The sequence below is a fragment of the Streptomyces sp. NBC_00341 genome, assembly GCF_041435055.1.
Classification (GTDB): domain Bacteria; phylum Actinomycetota; class Actinomycetes; order Streptomycetales; family Streptomycetaceae; genus Streptomyces.
Genome location: NZ_CP108002.1, coordinates 7,947,425 through 7,965,739 on the forward strand (window position 1 = coordinate 7,947,425; position 18,315 = coordinate 7,965,739).

13 protein-coding genes and 1 tRNA gene are annotated in these 18,315 nt (G+C 72.1%); 8 read left to right on the plus strand and 6 right to left on the minus strand.

The window, feature by feature from the left end; all coding sequences use genetic code 11:
* Positions 1-41 precede the first annotated feature (41 nt).
* Positions 42-1,199 carry a substrate-binding domain-containing protein gene (locus tag OG892_RS35530; RefSeq protein WP_371631231.1) on the minus strand — a complete coding sequence of 386 codons (1,158 nt, stop codon included), beginning with the start codon at positions 1,197-1,199 and terminating at the stop codon, positions 42-44.
* A gap of 138 nt (positions 1,200-1,337) precedes the next feature.
* Between OG892_RS35530 and OG892_RS35535 the strand changes: the two genes are divergently transcribed.
* Positions 1,338-2,108: a sulfite exporter TauE/SafE family protein gene (locus OG892_RS35535; RefSeq protein ID WP_073734499.1), complete on the plus strand. Its 771-nt coding sequence runs from the start codon at positions 1,338-1,340 to the stop codon at positions 2,106-2,108.
* A gap of 78 nt (positions 2,109-2,186) precedes the next feature.
* Here the strand turns inward: OG892_RS35535 and OG892_RS35540 are convergent, their stop codons facing one another.
* Both OG892_RS35540 and OG892_RS35545 read right to left on the minus strand, forming a co-directional pair.
* Positions 2,187-3,716, minus strand: a complete 1,530-nt coding sequence (locus OG892_RS35540; RefSeq protein ID WP_073734500.1) for an amino acid permease — start codon at positions 3,714-3,716, stop codon at positions 2,187-2,189.
* Between the two features lie 98 nt (positions 3,717-3,814).
* On the minus strand, positions 3,815-4,822 hold the full coding sequence (locus OG892_RS35545; RefSeq protein ID WP_328864552.1) for a hypothetical protein: 1,008 nt from the start codon (positions 4,820-4,822) through the stop codon (positions 3,815-3,817).
* 321 nt (positions 4,823-5,143) lie between these two features.
* Between OG892_RS35545 and OG892_RS35550 the strand changes: the two genes are divergently transcribed.
* Genes OG892_RS35550 through OG892_RS35560 form a run of 3 tightly spaced genes read left to right on the plus strand, consistent with a single transcriptional unit; the run spans position 5,144 to position 9,265 of the window.
* Complete coding sequence (locus OG892_RS35550) at positions 5,144-6,577, plus strand: FGGY family carbohydrate kinase (protein WP_371631232.1); 1,434 nt, start codon at positions 5,144-5,146, stop codon at positions 6,575-6,577.
* 19 nt (positions 6,578-6,596) lie between these two features.
* Complete coding sequence (locus OG892_RS35555) at positions 6,597-8,036, plus strand: NAD(P)/FAD-dependent oxidoreductase (protein WP_371631233.1); 1,440 nt, start codon at positions 6,597-6,599, stop codon at positions 8,034-8,036.
* Positions 8,033-9,265: an FAD-dependent oxidoreductase gene (locus OG892_RS35560; RefSeq protein WP_371631234.1), complete on the plus strand. Its 1,233-nt coding sequence runs from the start codon at positions 8,033-8,035 to the stop codon at positions 9,263-9,265. The genes OG892_RS35555 and OG892_RS35560 overlap by 4 nt, the downstream gene beginning before the upstream one ends.
* Before the next feature lie 30 nt (positions 9,266-9,295).
* Here OG892_RS35560 and OG892_RS35565 read toward each other — a convergent pair whose 3' ends face one another.
* Both OG892_RS35565 and OG892_RS35570 read right to left on the minus strand, forming a co-directional pair.
* Positions 9,296-9,715, minus strand: a complete 420-nt coding sequence (locus tag OG892_RS35565; protein WP_371631747.1) for a hypothetical protein — start codon at positions 9,713-9,715, stop codon at positions 9,296-9,298.
* An 8-nt stretch (positions 9,716-9,723) separates the two neighbouring features.
* Positions 9,724-10,278 carry a DUF309 domain-containing protein gene (locus tag OG892_RS35570; protein WP_371631235.1) on the minus strand — a complete coding sequence of 185 codons (555 nt, stop codon included), beginning with the start codon at positions 10,276-10,278 and terminating at the stop codon, positions 9,724-9,726.
* Between the two features lie 109 nt (positions 10,279-10,387).
* On the opposite strand from OG892_RS35570, the gene OG892_RS35575 reads away from it, so the two are divergent.
* The 3 genes from OG892_RS35575 (at position 10,388) to OG892_RS35585 (ending at position 14,693) form a co-directional block, all read left to right on the plus strand.
* Positions 10,388-13,021: an AAA family ATPase gene (locus OG892_RS35575; protein WP_073734507.1), complete on the plus strand. Its 2,634-nt coding sequence runs from the start codon at positions 10,388-10,390 to the stop codon at positions 13,019-13,021.
* A gap of 49 nt (positions 13,022-13,070) precedes the next feature.
* A tRNA-Pro gene (locus OG892_RS35580) sits at positions 13,071-13,144 on the plus strand.
* A gap of 370 nt (positions 13,145-13,514) precedes the next feature.
* Positions 13,515-14,693: a S8 family serine peptidase gene (locus OG892_RS35585; protein ID WP_371631236.1), complete on the plus strand. Its 1,179-nt coding sequence runs from the start codon at positions 13,515-13,517 to the stop codon at positions 14,691-14,693.
* A gap of 106 nt (positions 14,694-14,799) precedes the next feature.
* On the opposite strand, the gene OG892_RS35590 is transcribed toward OG892_RS35585, so the two are convergent.
* Positions 14,800-16,332, minus strand: a complete 1,533-nt coding sequence (locus OG892_RS35590) for an ArnT family glycosyltransferase (protein ID WP_371631237.1) — start codon at positions 16,330-16,332, stop codon at positions 14,800-14,802.
* A 244-nt stretch (positions 16,333-16,576) separates the two neighbouring features.
* Here OG892_RS35590 and OG892_RS35595 point away from each other — a divergent pair, with 244 nt between their 5' ends.
* Entirely contained in the window at positions 16,577-18,292 is a 1,716-nt protein-coding gene (locus OG892_RS35595) for an MFS transporter (protein WP_073734513.1), read from the plus strand.
* Positions 18,293-18,315 lie beyond the last annotated feature (23 nt).

Consider the following 18,315-nt stretch of genomic DNA (forward strand, 5'->3'; position numbering starts at 1 on the left):
GTCAATAGATCGCTCAGAAGAAAATCAAAGCGGTCAAACGATCAGTCTGTGGGGGGAGTAATCTCCTGAGTCGATCCGCGGACCTTCAACTCCGGCAGCAGCTCAGTCCGGCGCACCGGTCCGGACGCCCCGGCGGCGCCGGAGAGCCGGTGGAGCAGCAGTTCGGCGGCCGCCCTGCCGATCTCCGCCTTGGGCGGCGACACCGCGGTCAGCGGCGTGCTGCCGAGGGCCGCGACCACATCGTCGTATGCCACCACCGAGCAGTCCCCGGGCACGTGCACACCGTTCTCGGCCAGGCGCTGCACCAGCATCAGCGCGTCCACGTCGCCGTGCAGCACCGCCGCCGTGGCCCCGCGCTCGCGCAACAGGGCGGCCAGGTCGGGCGCGTGACCGGCGCTCCCGGGCGGGACGGCGGGCACCTGCCCCGCCTCGGCCGGACCCGGGCCGGGCACCGCGTTCGGTGAGCTCAGCACGACCGTCCAGTCCTCCACCTCGGGGCGCCCGGCCGCGATCGCGGCGAACGCGGCACGCACCGTGCGGGCCGTCGGGCTGTCGTCACGGGCGGCCAGCACGATCCGGCGATGACCCAGCGCCACCAGGTGCTCCACGGCCAGGTGCACCCCGTACCAGTGGTCGGAACAGACGGAGTCCAGGGCGTGCAGCGCGCTGCCGGGCCGGGGCCGCCGCTCCATCAGTACGGTCGGCACCCCCACGTCCGCCAGCCAGCCGTAGTCCAGCTCCTCGGAGAGCGCGTGGCGCCAGCGCGGGGCGATCAGCAGCCCGCGCACCCCGTCCGCCAGCGCCCTTTCCACCAGCGGCCGTTCGGCACCGGCCGACTGCGGTGCGATGTGCAGCGCGATCCGGATCCCGGCCTCCTCCAGCACGCCCCGGGCGCCGTGCAGCGTCTCGTACAGGTACGAATGCCGCTCCGGCACGACCAGCGCGACCGCACCGCCCTCACCGGCAGGCCCGTCGCCCCGCACGGCCGGTGCGGGCGCGGCGCCCGCCGGCTCCCGCAGCGGCCTGGCCACGCCGTGACCGCGCCGCAGCCGCCCGGCCCGGGTCAGCTCCTCGACATCGCGCCGCACCGTGACCACGGAGACGTCCAGTTCGGCGGCGAGCACGCTGACCTTGACCGGGCCGCGCGACTCCACCACCGACATGATCCGCTGACGCCTGAGTTCAACCGGCTCCCGCATGCTGCTGGCCCCCTGCCGTACCGCTGCGCGTTGTTCGTTTGAACGCTTCCAGTGAGCGCTTGGAGCGCAGCATAGCCATGCCGCTTCGCCAGCTGGGTAAAGGCCGAAAATCATGGCAGATTACGATCTGTTTTCGGCATGGACACTCTCACTCTCTGGCAACTGGCGGCGCTGGCCGCGGCATCCGCGCTGGTCGGCTTCTCCAAGACGGCCGTCAGCGGTGCCAACACGATCAGTCTCGCGGTCTTCGCGGCGGTACTCCCCGCCCGCGAGTCCACCGGGGTACTGCTCCCGATCCTCATCGCCGGCGATGTGCTCGCCGTGCTCACCTACCGCCGCCACGCGCACTGGCCGACGCTGCTGCGGCTCTTCCCCGCCGTCGCCGTCGGCGTGGTGGCGGGCACGCTGTTCATGATGTGGGCGGGCGACGCCGCCGTACGGACCTCGATCGGAGCGATCCTGCTCTTCATGGCCGGCGTCACGATCTGGCGTCGCCGCCGCACCGCCGCCGGGAGCGGGGAGCCCTCGGCGGAGGCGGGCCCACCGGATGCGGCGGAACGGCTGAAGGCCCGCTCGTACGGGGTGCTCGGCGGGTTCACCACCATGGTCGCCAACGCGGGCGGCCCGGTCATGTCGCTCTATCTGCTCTCCGCCGGATTCCGCAAGCTCGGCTTCCTCGGCACCTCCGCGTGGTTCTTCCTGATCGTCAACACGTCCAAGGTGCCGTTCAGCGTGGGCCTCGGACTGATCGACGGGCGCTCGCTGCTGCTCGACGCCTGCATGCTGCTGTTCGTGCTGCCCGGCGCGTGGATCGGCCGCACGTGCGTGGACCGGATCAACCAGACGCTCTTCGAACGCCTGGTCATCGGGGCGACCGTGCTGGGCGGCCTCCAGTTGCTGCTGAACTGACGGGGTCCGCCGCAGAACCGACGGCGGCCCTCCCGGATCGCGGTGATCCGGAAGGGCCGGCGGGCGGCGGCCGAGAGGTCAGATGATGCCTTCCTCGATCTCCGCCTGCTCACGGGCGTTGCCGTACGCCGACGGCGTGCTGTACGAACTCCGCGCGACGAACCACCACACGGTGGCCAGCACCAGCACGGCGACCAGTGCGATCGAGGCGTAGTTCATCGAGTCGATCGTCACCGGGGACGACTGCGGCAGCAGGAACAGCACGGTGACGATCGAGACCCACACCACGGCGATCCAGCCGACCGGCTTCGACCAGCGGCCCAGGTGCCACGGCCCGCGCTCGAAGCGGTCACCGGCCCGCAGCTTCAGGAAGATCGGGATCGCGTAGGCGGGCGTGATGCCGATGACGTTGATCGCCGTCACCGCGCCGTACGCGGTCGCGGAGTACAGCGAGGGAACGGCGAGCAGTCCGGCGACGACGACCGACAGCCACACCGCGTTCACCGGCGTCTGGGTACGGGCGCTCACCTTGCGCCACAGCGCGGAGCCGGGCAGCGCGTTGTCACGGCTGAAGGCGAACACCATCCGGCTGGCGGCGGCGACCTCGGCGTTGCCGCAGAACAGCTGCGCCGCGATCACGATCAGCAGCATGGCCGTGGCGCCCGAGGTGCCCAGCGCGTCTATCAGGATCTGGGCGGGCGGCACTCCGGTGGCGCTGTCCTGGGTGCCCGCGTAGTCCTGGATCGCGAAGGTCAGCCCGGCGAGCAGGACGAAGCCGGCCACCCAGGAGACCCAGATCGAGCGGACGATGCCGCGGGCCGCGGAGACCGAGGCGTTCGAGGTCTCCTCCGACAGGTGGGCGGAGGCGTCGTAGCCGCAGAAGGTGTACTGGGCCAGCAGCAGACCGATCGCCGCCACGTAGAGCGGGTTCTCCCAGCCGGTGTCGTTGACGAACTCGGTGAAGACGAACGACGGCGACTGGTGGTGCGAGGGCACGATCGCCAGCACCGAGACGATCACCGCGACGCCGGCCAGGTGCCACCACACGCTGATCGAGTTGAGCACGCTGACGAGCCGCACACCGAAGAGGTTCAGCACGGCGTGCAGCAGCAGGATGCAGAGGAAGATGACCATCGTCTTGCCCGGTGTGGGGGTGAACCCCCACTGCAGGTTCATCAGCGCACCGGTGAACAGCGCGGCACCGTAGTCGATGCCGGCGATCGCGCCGAGCAGCCCGAGCAGATTCAGCCAGCCCGTGTACCAGCCCCACTTACGGCCGCCGAGCCGGTCCGCCATGTAGTAGAGCGCCCCGGAGGTCGGGTACGCGCTGGTGACCTCGGCGAGCGCCATGCCCACGCAGAGCACGAACAGGCCGACGCCCGCCCAGCCCCACAGCATCACCGCGGGCCCGCCCGTCGACATGCCGAAGCCGTACAGGGTCATGCAGCCGGACAGGATCGAGATGACGGAGAAGCTGATGGCGAAGTTGCCGAAGCCGCCCATCCGTCGTGCGAGCACCGGCTGGTAGCCCAGCTCGCGCAGCCGCTGCTCCTCGTCCTTGGGCGCGTTGGCCTCGGGACCCGTGTGGGGCGAGGTGGATATGGACATACGGGGGGACCTCCGTGAGCGGTGATGGTGCGGGGACGATGAGCGGGGGACAGCGAAGGGACGGTGCGGGCGCGGGAAAAGGCGGTGCGGGGGCCTGCTCAGCCGTGCGGTCCTCTGCCGGGGTCGCGGGCGGCGGCCAGGGCGCGGCTGCGGGCGCGCAGAAACACTTCCTCGGCGCCGCCGGGGTCCTTGGGGCTGCGGGTGCGGTACGCCCAGGGCAGTGAGGTGAAATAGGGGCCGAGTTCCCTGAACACCGGTGCCGCGTCGGCGAATTTGAGCGCCCCCCACAGTGCGTGCGCCAGATGGTTGAGGTCGAGCAGCGTGTGGCTGGGCGCGGGCGTGCGCAGGAACCAGATCTCCAGAGCGCGGACGGCGTCGCGCTCTGCGTCCTCGGTCACCCAGTGCAGGTCCAGGGCCTTCTCGTGGCCGCGTTCGCGCCGGTAGCGCTCGACCCGCACATACAGCGGAAGCACATGGAGGGCGGACCCCTCCGGTGCGGAGGAGGCAGCCCACTGGACGAAGTTGACCGCCTCGGAGAGGGAACCGCCGGCCTTGCGCGCGTACACGAACTGGAGCATCCGGTGGTACGCCTCGCGGTTGTACGGATCGCGCTTGTCCGCCTCCGCCAGCAGGCCCCAGGGGCCGGGGAAGAGCATGGGACCCGGCGGGTGCAGCCGGTGCTCCTCCAGCCGCTGGCGCTCGTCCAGCTGGGAGAGGGCCAGCAGGCACACCCACGGCACCGGGTCGGCGGGCGAGGCGTGGGCGGCAGAGCGGCAGGCCTCCCAGGCCTGCTGCCACAGCTCCTGTGCGCGGCCGTGTCGCTCGCGATGGGCCCGGACGGCCCGCTCCACGACGACCCGGGCGTGCATCACGGTGGCCGCGACACTGCGGGGCTCCTCGGTCAGCCAGGCCTGTACCGCGTCCGAGCCCGCGGCGACGGCTCCGAGCACCTGGGTGCGCTGGGTCCACAGGGTCCAGTCCGGGGTGCTCTCCAGCAGATCGCGCATGGAGAGCCAGCGTCCCGTCCGTAAGTCCTGTAATGCGGAACGGAGTTCGTTGTCGTGGCCGGCCGGATGGTAGACCGGCCGGAAATCACTGTTGGCCATGGACGTGCTCTGGGCGTGGTGTCGGGCTCATCGATCCTCAAGGACGTGGGGGGTGAAGCAGCTGTTGAAATATGAACTGCTGTAAAGCGTCCGCTTGTTGCTCGGCGGTGAGTGTAGAGCCCCTTGTACCGAACCCCCGAATGAATCGTGGATCTTATTCAAGTCTCCTCAGCAAATGGGAGGTTGGGCGTCAAAGGGGGGTTCCGGACATACGCATTTCCGGTGCTTGACTCAATCGCTGGGCTGCATCACTCTGGGGTCCCGCTATCGAAGATCACGATTCCGTTCAAGCGCCGGAGTACGCGTCCCCATGGAGAGCCGATGACAGGTCCGGTACTCGCCGTGGACCAGGGGACCTCCGGCACCAAGGCGCTGGTGATCTGTCCGGAGCGGGGGGTGATCGGTTCCGGTTCGGCTCCGGTACGACCGCGGTTCGGCTCCGGCGGGGTGGTCGAGGTGGACCCGGCCGAACTGTTCGACTCGGTCGTCGACGCCGGACGGCGGGCGCTGGCCGAAGCGGGCGAACCGGCCGTCGCCGTCGGCCTCGCCAATCAGGGCGAGACCGTGCTCGCCTGGGATCCGGAGACCGGCGTGCCGCTCACCGAGGCGATCGTCTGGCAGGACCGCCGGGCCGCCGGGCTGTGTGCTGAACTCGCTGAACATGAAGAGGAGTTGAGAGAGCTCACCGGGCTCCCCCTCGATCCCTATTTCGCCGCCCCGAAGATGGCCTGGATCCGCCGCGAACTGACCCGCGAGGGGGTCGTCACCACCAGCGACTCCTGGCTCGTCCACCGGCTCACCGGCGCGTTCGTCACGGACGCCGCGACAGCCGGACGCACCCAGCTGCTCGACCTCGACCGGGTCGGCTGGTCACCCGCCGCACTGGACATCTTCGGTCTCGGGGACGAGCGCCTGCCGTCGGTGGTCGACGCCGCCGGAGCGTTCGGGACGACGACCGCGTTCGGGCCCGAGCTGCCGCTGACCGGCCTCCTCGTCGACCAGCAGGCCGCCCTGCTGGCCCAGAGCGCGCTGGAGCCGGGCACCGCCAAGTGCACCTACGGCACCGGCGCGTTCCTGCTGGCCCAGACGGGCCCGGTGCCGCGCCGCAGCTCCACCGGACTCGTCAGCTGCGTGGCCTGGCGGCTCGGCGGGCGGACCAGCTACTGCCTGGACGGGCAGGTCTACACGGCGGCCTCCGCCGTGCGCTGGCTCACAGACCTCAAGGTGATCTCCGGCGCCGCGGACCTCGACCCGGTCGGCGGCTCCGTACCCGACTCCGGGGGCGTCACCTTCGTCCCGGCGCTTGCCGGACTCGCGGCCCCCTGGTGGCGCGGAGACCTCCGGGGGTCGGTGACCGGGCTGAGCCTGGACACCACCGCGGGACACCTGGTGCGGGCGCTGTGCGAGGGCATCGCCGCACAGGTGGCCGAGCTGGCCGAAGCGGTGGCGGCCGATCTGGGGGAGCGGCCCGGGGTGCTGCGCGTCGACGGCGGGCTGACCCGCTCCGCCCTGCTCATGCAGACCCAGGCCGATCTGCTGCAACGGCCCGTCGAGGTGTCCGCGCTGCCCGACGTCACCGCGCTCGGCGTGGGCGCCGTGGCCCGGCTCGGCCTCGATCCGGGGCTCCCGCTGCGCCGGGCGGTGCCCGACTGGGAACCGGCCGCGGTGTACGAGCCGAGGATCGGCCCCGACGAGGCCGCCGAGCGGCTCGCCGGATTCGGGGCGGCTGTCGGCACCCTCCTGGAGCGGTCGTGACCGCTTCCCGGACCGGCCGATGACCCGGACCGTCACCAGGGCCGGGCAGCCGCTTCCCGAGGGCCAGGACTACGACGTCACGGTCATCGGCGCCGGAGTGGTCGGCACCGCCATCGCCCGGGAACTGGCCCGCCACCGCGTCCGTACCGCACTCGTCGAGGCCTCGGACGACATCGGCAACGGCACGTCCAAGGCCAACACCGCGATCCTGCACACCGGTTTCGACGCCGTGCCCGGTTCGCTGGAGGCCCGGCTGGTCCGCGAGGGGCAGCGCGGACTCGCCGTGTACGCGGCCGAGACGGGCATCCCCGTCGAACGCGTCGGCGCCCTCCTCGTCGCCTGGGACCAGGAACAACTCGACTCGCTACCGGGCCTGTTGACCAAGGCCGAGAGCAACGGCTACCACGCGGCCAGGCTGCTGGACGCGAGCCGGCTCGCCGAGATCGAACCGCACCTGGGGCCGGGCGCGCTCGGTGCGCTGGAGATTCCCGACGAGTCCGTCATCTGCCCGTGGACCACCCCGCTCGCCTTCGCCACCCAGGCGGTCCTGGCCGGCGTCCACCTGCACCTGGACTGCCGCGTCACGGCCATCGAGACCGGCACCGAGCCCGGTAATGAGCCCGGCACCGGTATCCACACCCTGACCACCACCCGCGGCCCGCTCCGCACCCGGGCGCTGATCAACGCCGCCGGACTGCACGCCGACGAGATCGACCGCCTCCTCGGGCACGACGCCTTCACCGTCACACCGCGCCGCGGACAGCTCATCGTCTACGACAAGCTCGCCCGCGACCTCGTCCGCCACATCCTGCTCCCCGTCCCCACCGCCGCCGGCAAGGGCGTCCTGGTGGCACCGACCGTCTTCGGCAACGTGCTGCTCGGCCCCACCGCGGAGGAGCTCGACGACAAGGCCGCCACCGAGTCGACGGAGGACGGACTCGCGCTGCTGCGGGAGAAGGGGCGCCGCATCCTGCCGCGGCTGATCGACGAGGAGGTCACCGCCGTCTACGCGGGACTGCGGGCGGCCACCGGCCACGAGGACTACCGGATCAAGGAGTACCCGGAGCTGCGCTACGTCGCCGTCGGCGGCATCAGGTCCACCGGGCTGACCGCCTCCATGGCCATCGCCGCGCACGTCACCGATCTGCTCGCCCGGACCGGCCTCGATCTGGGCGCCCCCGTCGAGCTGCCGCACGTCACCATGCCGACCCTGGGGGAGGCGGCCGACCGCCGCCCCTATCTGGACGCCGTTCTCATCGCGGCGGACCCCGCCTACGGCACCGTGGTCTGCCACTGCGAACGCGTCACCGAGGGCGAGATCCGCGACGCACTGGACTCCGTGCTGCCGCCCCGCTCCGTCGAAGGACTCGCGCGCAGGACGCGGGCCGGCAACGGCCGCTGCCAGGGCTTCTACTGCGGAGCCCGGCTCCGCGCACTGACCGCCAGGACGCGGCCATGACCCGCCGCGAGCGGACGGTCGACGTGCTGGTCGTCGGAGCGGGCCCGGCCGGACTCGGCGCGGCGGCCGAACTCGCCGCATCCGGGGTACGGGTGGAGGTCCTGGAGCGCGAGCAGAGCGCGGGCGGCATCCCACGCCACTGCCACCACGGCGGCTTCGGCGGCCGTGGTGGCCGCGCGGGCGGCGGCCTGAGCGGCCCCGAGTACGCCCTGCGGTGCGTGGCCGCCGCCGAACGGGCCGGTGCCACCCTGCGCACCGGCATCACCGTCACCGGCTGGGCCGGACCCCGCACCCTCGACGCCACCGGACCGGGCGGACTGGAACGGATCACCGCCCGCGCCGTCCTCCTCGCCACCGGCGCCCGGGAACGCCCCCGCAGCGCCCGGCTCGTCCCCGGCAGCCGCCCCGCAGGCGTCTACACCACCGGTGAACTCCAGCAGGCCGTCCACCTCCACCACCAGCACATCGGCACCCGTGCGGTGGTCGTCGGCGACGAACCGGTCGGCCACGCGGCGGCCGGCACCCTGCGCGTCGCCGGAGTCGAGGTCGTCGCCCTGGTCACCGGCCGTCCGCCGGAACCCCTCGCCGTGCTGCGCCGGGGCCCCGGCGCACCGGTGCTCAGCCGCACCACCGTGACCGGCCTGACCGGTCGCGGCCGGCTCGCCGGAGTCACGGTGCGGCACGAGGACGGCCGGACCACGACGCTGCGCTGCGACACCGTGGTCTTCACGGGCGACTGGATCCCCGACCACGAACTGGCCCGGCGGGGCGCGGTCGCCCTTGACCCCGGCACCCGCGGACCCGCCCACGACACCTCGTACCGGACCGGCGAGCCCGGAGTCTTCGCCATCGGGAATCTGCTGCACGCGGTGGAGAGCGCGGGCACCGCGGCGGCCGAGGGACGGGCGGCCGCCGCCCCCGTACTGCGCCACCTGGCCACCGGATCCTGGCCCGCCGGCCGTACGGCGCTCGCGGTCGAGGCCCCGCTGACGTGGATCGCGCCCAATCTCATCGGCCCCGGCGGGGAACCGCCGCTGGACAACCGCTTCGTCCTGCGCACCGGGCGGCGCCGGGCCGCCCCGCTGTTCGAGGTCCGCCAGAGCGGGCGGCTGCTGCACCGGCAGCGGCTGCTGCTTCCCGCCCGGCCCGGCGTCCCCCTCCACCTGTCCGCGGACTGGCTGGACCGGGCGGATCCGCACGGTGACACCGTACGGATCCGCATGCGCTGACCGGGCGCGGGGGCGGCGGAGCTCCGGAGGTCAGGGAATCAGCAGCCAGTCCGAACCGATCGCCGCGACCAGCCCGATCCCCAGCAGCCAACTGCCCAGCCTGGTTCGGCCGTTCCGGCTGAGCTCGATCACGATCCCGCACAGGATCAGCGCCAGCCCGTACACCCCGACCACCAGGACGGAGGACCGGCTCGCGATCCGCAGCCCCAGGACGACCGCCATCGCGGCCATGCCGACCGAGGACAGGATGATGCGCAGCCGTCTCGCCTGACGTGGTGTCAGCCGACGCTCCTCGGCGTCGGGTGCGGCTATCGGGGTGTCCACGGCCTGGTCCGGGTCAGAAGTGCTCATGACGCGGGATGGTAATAGCTTCGCGCGGCCCTGTTCGCCGCTCTCGGTCAAGGGGAGGGAAAGGACGCGCCCCGGCGCGCGCCACGGTCCGGGCCACAGGCTGCCGACTACCGGCTGCCGCCCCGCAGCCGTGGCGCCTCGGCAGCGGCGTCGACGGGCTCCGCACCAGGCCCCTCCACCCGCCCGGCAAGCTCCCGCGCCCAGCCGGTGAGCGCACCGATATCGATCCCGTGCGCCGGCGCACCACCGTCGGCAGAGTCTGTGGACTCCACAGACTCCAAGGCGTCCGAGCCCTCCATGAACTCCATGAACTCCGTGAGCGCCGCCGCGCCCCGGCGCAGCAGCCGCGCCCCTCCCGTCACGTTGCCCCGCGCGGCATGGGTCAGCCCGACGGCAAGCTGGGCCAGCCCGCGCCACAGCTCCCGTTCGGCCACGGGGCCCGACTTCCACGCGTCCTCGAAAACCTCATGGGCGTGGAACGGCATCCCGGCATCCAGCAGCCGCTGCGCCTCCCGCACGGTCTCCTGCGGGGAACGGACCACGCCCTCCGGCTGCCGCTCCACCCCCGGTGAGCCGTACGGCAAGGGGCGCCCCAGCCCGTCGCGGGGGCGCGCGTTGTGCGCCCGGCCTTCGGTATCGCGGTCCCTGCGTGTCTCGTCCACCCCTCGATTGTGCCCCGCACCTGCGGCGAACTCCCCGAAGCACTGTTGGTGGGCACCCGCGCACGACTACTCTCGACAGTTGTCCGTACCACTTTGGGGGAGGGTAGGCATGCAACCGTCCCGGCCGCTGTACGAGCGCGAACCGGAGATCGCCGCTGCCGCACAAGCCGTCGACGCGCTCTGCGGCGCGCAGGCGTCCGGCGGGCTGCTGATCTTCAGCGGTGAGGCCGGCATCGGCAAGACAGCGCTGCTGGCCGAGATCCAGGCCATGGCGGCCGACCGGTGCACCGTCTGGTCCGCACGCGGCGGCGAGACCGTCACCTCCGTGCCGTTCCACGTCGTACGCCAACTGCTCCAGCCCGCACTGGAACAGCTCCCCGCCGACGACGTACGCGCCCTGTTCGGGTCCTGGTACGAGATCGCCGCGCCCGCCCTCGGCCTCGTCGAGCCGACCGGCCCGCAGCCCGATCCGCAGGGCGTGCGCGACGGCCTCGACTGGGTCGTCTCGCGGCTCGCCTCCCGGCTGAGCCACCGCCCGCTGCTGCTCCTCATCGACGACGCGCACTGGGCCGACGGCGAATCCCTCGCCTGGCTCGCCTCGTTCACCGCCCGGCTCGGTGAACTGCGCGTCCTGGTCGTCCAGGCGCACCGCCCAGAGGAGCTCGCCGCCCGGGAGCCGGCGCGCACCGCGGCGGGCGGGCATCCGGCGCAGGTCCGGGTCGCCCTGCGGGCCCTCACCCCGGAGGCCACCGCGGAACTGGTCCGCGCGGGCCTCGGCGAACACGCCGACGACCCGTTCTGCCGCGAGGTCTGGGCCGTCACCGGCGGCAACCCGTACGAGGCGGTCGAACTGGTCGCCAAGGTCCAGGACCGCGAGCTGGCCCCGCTGGAGGAGTCCGCCGGGCTGCTGCGCGAACTCGGTGCGTCGGCCCGCGGCAGCGGACTGGTCGCCCGGCTCGAACGGCTCGGCACCAACGCCAACCGGTTCGCCTGGGCCGCGGCGGTGCTCGGCACCGACATCTCCCAGGACCTCGCCGCGACGCTGGCCGGAATGAGCCCCGCGGAGGCGGCGGACTGCACGGCCCGGCTGCGCGAGGCCCGTATTGTCAGCGGCTTCGACCCGCTGGAGTTCGTCCACCCGCTGATCGCCACCGCCGTGTACCGCTCGATTCCGCCGGCCACCCGCACCGCCATGCACGGCCGGGCGGCCTGGGCCATCACCCGGGCCGGTCTCGGCCCCGCCGCGGCCTCCCGGCATCTGCTCGAAGTCCATCCGGACGACGACCACGAGCTCGTCGAGCAGCTCCGGGCAGCCGCGGCACAGCACCTCGCGGTCGGCGCCCCGGAGGCGGCCCGCCGCTGTCTGGAACGGGCCCTCCAGGAACCACCCCGCCAGGACGTGCACGCCACCCTGCTCTACGAGCTGGGCTGTGCCACGCTGCTCAGCTCGCCGCCCACCACGGTGCGGCATCTGCGTGCCGCGCTCGACCTTCCGGGACTCGCCGACAACCTGCGGGTCGACGCCACGTTCCGGCTCGCCGCCGCGCTGTCCCACAACAACCAGCTGAAGGAGGCCGCGCTCGCCCTCGCGGCCGAGGCCGAGCGGACCGCGCCCGGCCCCGGCCTGATGCGCCTCCAGGCGGCGCACTTCCTCTGGGAGGGCATGCAGGCGGCCGAGGACGACGGTCCGGGCCGCTCCCGCCGGCTCGCCGCCAACGCCGACCACCTCACCGGCCGGGACAACGCGGAGCGGGCCCTGCTCACCCTGCGGGCCTTCGACGCCATGCTGCGCGGCGAGAACTCCCAGCTGATCGTCGACCTCTGCGAACGCGCCCTGGTCAACGGCCATCCGGCCCGTGGCCTCGGCTGGACCGATACGGAATGGGGCTTCGAACTCCCCACCCTGCTCGGCATCACCTACGCCTTCACCGACCGGCTCGACCGCGCGGAGGAGCTCTTCGGCGAAGCGGTGCGCGCCTTCGAGATCTCCGGCTGGAGCGGCGCCCACCTGGCCTTCGCCCATACGCTCCTCGGCCTGGTCAACCGCCGCCGAGGGCGTCTCGCGGAGGCCGAGGGCTTCCTGCGCGAGGGCCTGCGGCTGGCCGACCGGGTCGGCAGCGGACTGCCCGTCCACTGGGACGCCGCCTGCCTGCTCATCGACACGCTGCTGGCCCGCGGCCGCGTCACCGAGGCCCGCAAGATCGCGGACCGGTACGACTTCGGTACGCCCTACCCCAGCGCCATGGTGCTGCCCGACGGCCCATGCGTCCGGGGCCGCCTGCTGCTGGCCGAGGGGCGTACGAAAGAAGCGGTCACCGAGCTGGAGGCGGCCGGCCAGGCCCTCGAACCGCGCGGCAGGTTCAACGGCATCTGGGGACCCTGGGCCGGCGACCTGGCACGCGCGCTGGCGGAGGAGGACCCGGGCCGCGCCGCCCGGATCGCCAACTCCGCCCGGGTGCACGCCGAGCGCTTCGGGACGGAGACCGCGATCGGCGAGGCACTGCGCTGCGTCGCGCTCTTCGCCCCTCCGGAGGAGGCCGAACAGCTGCTGGCCCAGGCGGTCCGCCACCTGGAGGCGTCCCCGTCCGGCTACGAGTTCGCGCTCGCCCTCGTCGAGCACGGCATCGCGACCCGCTCCCCGGGGCAGCTCGCGCGGGCGTACAAGCTGGCGACGGCCTGCGGCGCGGAATCCCTGGCGGCCCGCGCCCAGCAGGCACGGGCGTCAATGCGGTCCACCGAGTGAGGTAATGTTTGTCCTGCGCGGCCACCCGGAACACCGGGAGGAACCGTAGCGGGACGTGGCGCAGCTTGGTAGCGCACTTGACTGGGGGTCAAGGGGTCGCAGGTTCAAATCCTGTCGTCCCGACTGGAGACAGTCGCAGGTCAGGGCCGGTTTCGGAGCAATCCGAAACCGGCCCTTGATCATTTTCGGGGACCGGTTGGAGACCGGCATTCCTTGACCGGTGTCAGCGGGTGAGGACGTGCGGGGCCGGCAAGGTGCGCGGGTCGCGGGCGGGAGAACCGGTCGGCGCGTGCGGGCGTGCGCTACGGGCCGGGTTGGCCGCGCAAGGAGCGGCCTGGGCGCAGGGCGGGTCTGATCGGCTGACGAGGCCGACGGAGGCGGCGTGTCGGGGGCAACGGGGCACGGTGACGTCGGACTGTACGAGGGTCATGCCCTGCCGCCGCCACCACACGGGGTCGCAGGCCCTCACAGCCTCAGCGATGGAGTGTTGGATATGCGCATGCTCTGGGGCGGCGTGACCGCCGCCGCTCTGTTGATCGCGCCGCTGGGAGCCCCCGTGCCGGCGGCCGAGGCTGCCCCGGTGACGGCCGCCCCCCTCTACCATTCCGGCCGGGCTGTGCCGGGCCAGTACATCGTCCGGCTCGACAGGGCTGCGAACGTGCCGGGGACGGTCGCAAGCCTCGGCATCAAGACGATGTTCACCTATGACACGGTGCTGCAAGGCTTCTCCGCCGCGCTGACCGGTGCGCAGCTCGACGCGGTACGCGCGACGCCCGGCGTCACGGCGGTCGAAGAGAACTCCGTCATCGCCGTGTCCGACGGCACGCGCGGCGAGCGGCAGTCCCGTGCCGCGGCCGCGTCATGGGGGCTGGATCGGATCGACCAGCGGAACCTGCCGCTCGACGGGCAGTTCAACGCCGTCGGCACCGGGACGAACACGACGGGCTACATTCTCGACTCCGGCATCGACTTCGGCCACAGCGAGTTCGGCGGGCGCGCGGTCGCGGGCTTCGACGCGGTCGGAGACGGTCGCAACGGCCAGGACTGCAACGGTCACGGCACACATGTGGCGGGCACGGTCGGCGGCGAGACCTTCGGGATCGCACGCTCGGCGAAGCTGGTGAGCGTGCGGGTAGTGGACTGCTCGGGCGAAGGCAGCATCGCCGGGACCATCGCTGGCCTGGACTGGGTCGCGAGGAACGCCGTGCAGCCCGCGGTGCTCAACGCCTCACTCGGCGACTCCTACTCCTCGACGCTGAACCTCGCAGCCGACGCCCTGGCCGAGAGCGGCGTCCTTCCGGTGGTCTCAGCGGGCAACGACGCGAAGGACGCCTGCACCGCCTCACCCGCGAGCGCACATGAGGTACTGGCCGTCGGGGCCAGCGACAGAACCGACCGCCAGACGGGCTTCAGCAACTACGGCCCCTGTGTGTCACTGTTCGCCCCGGGGCAGGACATCGCCTCGGCCAAGCTCGGTGGCGGCAGCGTCTCCAAGAGCGGCACCTCGATGGCCAGTCCGCACGTCGCTGGCGTTGCCCTGCTGTACAAGGCGGCACACCCGCAGGCGGACGCCGCAACGGTGGCCGGCTGGCTCGACGACGAATCCACGAAGGACATCCTCTCGGTCACCAGCGGGACCCCCAACCGGCTGCTGTACACCGACGGGTTGTGACCTCGAAGCAATCCGGGGGTTGCACAGGAGCTGTCTCTGACGGACGAGGCCGTGGCCTTTGGGATCCTCCCGCCGGACCGCCCTTGATCATTTCTGTTGTCCCCGGCTACGCGTAGTTGCGCAGTTCCGGCCACATCTCTCCCCAGGGGCGGCGGGGGCCCGTGCAGACGTAGACGTGGCCGCCCTGTTCGACGTTGTGCACGCCGTACGGGTTGGAGAGGGTGGCGGCCACCCGGACGTGCCGGAAGTGGCTGCGCAGCTGGGCCGCGTAGCCGGGGTCGTGCTCGGGGCCGGGGGCGATGGCCACCACGGTGGTGGCGTCCGGGTTGCCCGGACCCCACCACCAGTCGGTGTTGTGGGCACTCACGGCGGTGGGCAGTCCGGTGCCGCGACCGAGTTCGTTGACGGCGCCGGCCTCGCCGTAGTCCGCCGCGAACAACACCGCGTTCGCGCGCTGTTCGGCCGGCAGCCCGGTCCACACCTGCCGTACGGTGCCGACGAGTTGGGGCCAGCCCAGGGTCTCGCCCGAGTTCGAGCTGATGCCGTACGTCCAGGCCACCTCTGAGGGCGGCAGCACCGGCAGGACCATCACCGCGAACAGCCCGGCGGAGGCGGCGGTCGCGATCATCAGGTCACGGAGCCGGCCCGGCCGGGAGTGCAGCCGGCCGTCGAGCCCGACGGCGCCGGCCGCCAACAGGCAGACATACAGCCCGCCCAGGTAGTACACCTGGGCTCCGGTCGTCACGGCGAACAGCACGAACAGCACGGCGTACGAGGCCACTAGACACTGCCACAGCGGGCGGCCGGAGCGCCACAGGAACCGCAGGCCCGCCATCCACAGCACCGCCAGCGCCAGGCAGGACATCCCGAACTGGCCCACGATCCAGGTGGGGATGTTCCCCGGGCCCCCGTTCTCCCCGTTCAGTGCCCGCGTCATCGCGAACATCGGCCAGCCGTGTCTCGCCTGCCACCACAGGTCGGGCAGCACGAGCAGTACGGCGATCGCGGCGCCCGCGAGCAGTCGGCGGTCGGCCACGGTCCGGCGGGCCGGGCCGAGGAGCACGGTGGCCAGCAGGACGATGCCGAAGATGGCGGCGAGGTGGTTGAACTCCGAGCCGATGCCGATCAGCGCTCCCACGGCGAGCCACCACCGGGTGTCCCCGGTGCGGCCGATCCGGACGACCACGAGCGCGGTCGCCGCCCAGGCCAGTACTTCGTACGACGTGGTGTTGGCGATGTGCGCGCCGCCCAGCAGCACGGGCATGGTGGCGGTCGCGACCGCCGCGAGCAGCTGGGTCCGGCGCGCGCCGCCGAACTCCCGCGCCGTCAGGCCGCCCACGACGACCGTGCCCGCCGCAGCCAGCGCGGGCCACAGCCGCAGGCCCGCCTCCGAGACCCCGAACAACGACAGGGAGACCCGGGCCAGCAGCGGCGCCAGCACCGGCTGGTCCACATAGCCGGCCTGGAGGTGCCGGGCGCAGTCGAGGAAGTACAACTCGTCGATGTGGAAGCCGTAGCGCGGAGCCAGCGCCATCAGCAGGGCGAACACCAGCCCCGCGACGGCGAACACCCTCCGGTCCGGCGGAGCCGTCCGCCCGCCGGCCACGTCGCCACGCACCGTGCCCGTACTCTCCGCCATCTCCGCAACCCCCCGGTCTCGGTGCCCCGGCCGCGGTGTACACGCCTTCCGAGCCGCTCGTACCTTAGTCACCCGCCCGGCCTTAGTCACCCGCCGGGTGGGCGGTGAAGTACCCGGTGCACCCGGTGTCCCGGGTGGACGAACGGCCGCCGCACCGGAGTATCAGGACTGGCCGTGCCCGGGGCCCGGGAATAGCTTGGCTCCCGTACGCGGCCGAGGTACCTCCGACGGGCGGGATGGTCCGATGCAGAGCACAGCCGTACGCCTCGGCGGCGCCGAGGATCCCCTGGGTCCGGGCTACAAGTGGATCGCCCTGTCGAACACCACGCTGGGTGTGCTGATCGCGACGATCAACCTGTCGATCATCCTCATCGCGCTGCCGGACATCTTCCGCGGCATCGGAGTGGACCCCCTGCAGCCGGGCAACACGAGCCTGCTGCTCTGGCTGATCATGAGTTACATGGTCGTCACCGCGGTGCTGGTGGTGAGCTTCGGCCGGCTGGGTGACATGTACGGCCGGGTCCGGATGTACAACCTGGGGTTCGCGGTCTTCACGCTCTTCTCCGTACTGCTCTCCGTGACCTGGATGCACGGCACCGCCGGCGCCCTGTGGCTGATCGGGATGCGGGTGCTCCAGGGCGTCGGCGGAGCGATGCTGATGGCGAACTCGAACGCCATCCTCACCGACGCCTTCCCGCCCCGGCAGCGCGGTCTCGCCCTGGGGCTCAACCAGGTCGCGGCGATCGCGGGCTCTTTCATGGGACTCGTGCTCGGCGGGCTGCTCGGTCCCTTCGACTGGCACCTGGTGTTCCTGGTCTCCGTGCCGATCGGACTGTTCGGCACGGTCTGGGCCTATCTGAAGCTGCACGACACCGGCGTCCGCACCCCGGCCCGGATCGACCGGTGGGGCAACCTGACCTTCGCGGCCGGTCTGATCGCCGTACTGTCCGGCATCACGTACGGCATCCAGCCCTACGGCGGCAACACGATGGGGTGGACCAACCCGTGGGTGATCACCGCGATCGTCGGCGGGCTGGCCGTGCTGGGGCTCTTCTGCCTGATCGAGACCCGGGTCGCCCAGCCGATGTTCCATCTGGCGCTGTTCCGCATCCGGGCCTTCACGGCGGGGAACGTGGCGAGTCTCCTGGCGTCCCTGGGGCGCGGCGGCCTGATGTTCATCCTGATCATCTGGCTCCAGGGGATCTGGCTGCCCCGGCACGGCTACGGCTTCGAGCAGACCCCGCTGTGGGCCGGTATCTACATGCTGCCGCTGACGATCGGTTTCCTGATCGCCGGCCCGTTCTCCGGGTGGGCCTCCGACCGCTACGGTGCCCGGCTCTTCACCACCGGCGGCATGCTCCTGGCCGCCGCCACCTTCGTGGCGCTCAAAGAACTGCCGGTCGATTTCGACTACTGGCTCTTCGCCCTGATCCTGCTCGTCAACGGGCTGGCCATGGGGCTCTTCGCCTCGCCCAACCGGGCGGCGATCATGAACAGTCTGCCGCCGGACCAGCGGGGGGTGGGCGCGGGGATCAGTACCACCTTCCAGAACTCGGCCACGGTGCTGTCGATCGGCATCTTCTTCTCGCTGATGATCGCCGGGCTGGCGAGCTCGCTGCCCGACACGCTGGCCCACGGACTCACCGAGCAGGGCGTGCCGCCCGCCGACGCGGCACGCGTCGCGGCCCTGCCACCGGTCGGCGTGCTGTTCGCGGCGCTCCTGGGGTACAACCCGGTACGCAGCCTGCTCGGCCCGGAGACCCTGGCGCAGCTGCCCACCAGCCACGCCGACTACCTCACCGGGCGGGCCTTCTTCCCGACGCTGATCTCCGGACCGTTCGAGCAGGGCCTCTCCGTGGCCTTCGACTTCGCCATCGCTGCGTGCCTGGTGGCCGCGGTCGTCTCGCTGCTCCGCGGCGGCCGTTACATCCACGGCGAGACGGAGACCGCGAAGGCGTGACGCCCCGGCGCCCCACCGTCCGC